Consider the following 1,111-nt stretch of genomic DNA (forward strand, 5'->3'; position numbering starts at 1 on the left):
GCCCACCCGCCCGGTTCACGGCACGCGGGTCGGCCCGCCCCGCCGAGCGGTCGCGCCACCGCGCGTCCACCCGCCCGACGGGCGGCTCACGCCACCGCGCTTTCACCCGCCCTGGCGGCGCACCGCACCGTCCCTACTCCGGCGCGGAACGCTCCCGGATCCGGGCGGCGAGCACGGCGACGTCGTCCTCGGCGTGAGAGGCGTCCAGGCGCGCGAGGACCTGGCGGACCACCTCCTCGGGACCCGAGCCGGCGGGGAGGCGAAGGGCCGCCAGGCGGCCGAGCGAGACGTCGATGTCCTCACCGCGCCGCTCCACGAGGCCGTCCGTGAAGAGCAGGAGCGTGTCGGCCGACGTGATGTCACGGGTCAGCGGCTCGTACCCGCCGAAGCCGGTGCCCAGCGGCGGACCGACCGGGAGGTCCACGAGTTCGGCGGAGCCGTCGGCGGTGAAGACCACCGGCGGCAGGTGTCCGGCACTGGCGAAAGTGGCGGTGCCGCGCGCCGGGTCGATCCGGATCAGCAGGCAGGTGGCCGGACGGCGCGACCCGTCCTCCGCGACGACGGAGTCGAGGTGGCGCAGCACCCGGTGCGGCGGAAGGTCCGTCGAAGCGACGTCCCGGAGCGCCGAGCGGTAGGCGTTCATGTCCACGGCGGCGTCGAGGCCGTGGCCCATCACGTCTCCGACGACGAGCAGGCTGCGGCCGAAGTGGAGGCGTACGGTCTCGAACCAGTCGCCGCCGACCAGGGCCCTCGGACCGACCGGGAGGTAGCGCCCCGCGATCTCCAGGTTGGGGTGCGGCCGGCCCGGCTCGGCCACCAGGGCCTGCTGGAGGTGCAGGGCCGTCTCCTCGGTCGCGGCGAGACGGCGCGCGTGGCCGAGGTGCACACCGGCCAGGCGGGCGGCGTGCGCGACCAGGGCCTCCTCGTGACCGGTGAAGCCGCCCGCCGCGCGGACCGCGAGGACGGCGCCGAGCCGGGGGCCACCCGGTGCGGCCAGCGGAGCGTGCACGACGTGGACGGGTCGGCCGTCGGCGTACGTCCACCACGATCCGGCGGAGTCCGCTGCGGCGGTGTCCGGGGGCGGTTCGGAGGTACGGCGGCCGTGCAGGGG

Annotated in this window: 1 protein-coding gene; it reads right to left on the reverse strand. The window is 76.6% G+C overall.

What is annotated here, in order from left to right; all coding sequences use genetic code 11:
- Window positions 1-133: 133 nt before the first annotated feature.
- Window positions 134-1,111 (reverse strand): PP2C family protein-serine/threonine phosphatase (locus EAO71_RS01915; protein ID WP_187282520.1); only part of this gene is annotated, 978 nt, incomplete at its 5' end.

It is taken from the genome of Streptomyces sp. MS191 (assembly GCF_008042125.1).
Classification (GTDB): domain Bacteria; phylum Actinomycetota; class Actinomycetes; order Streptomycetales; family Streptomycetaceae; genus Streptomyces.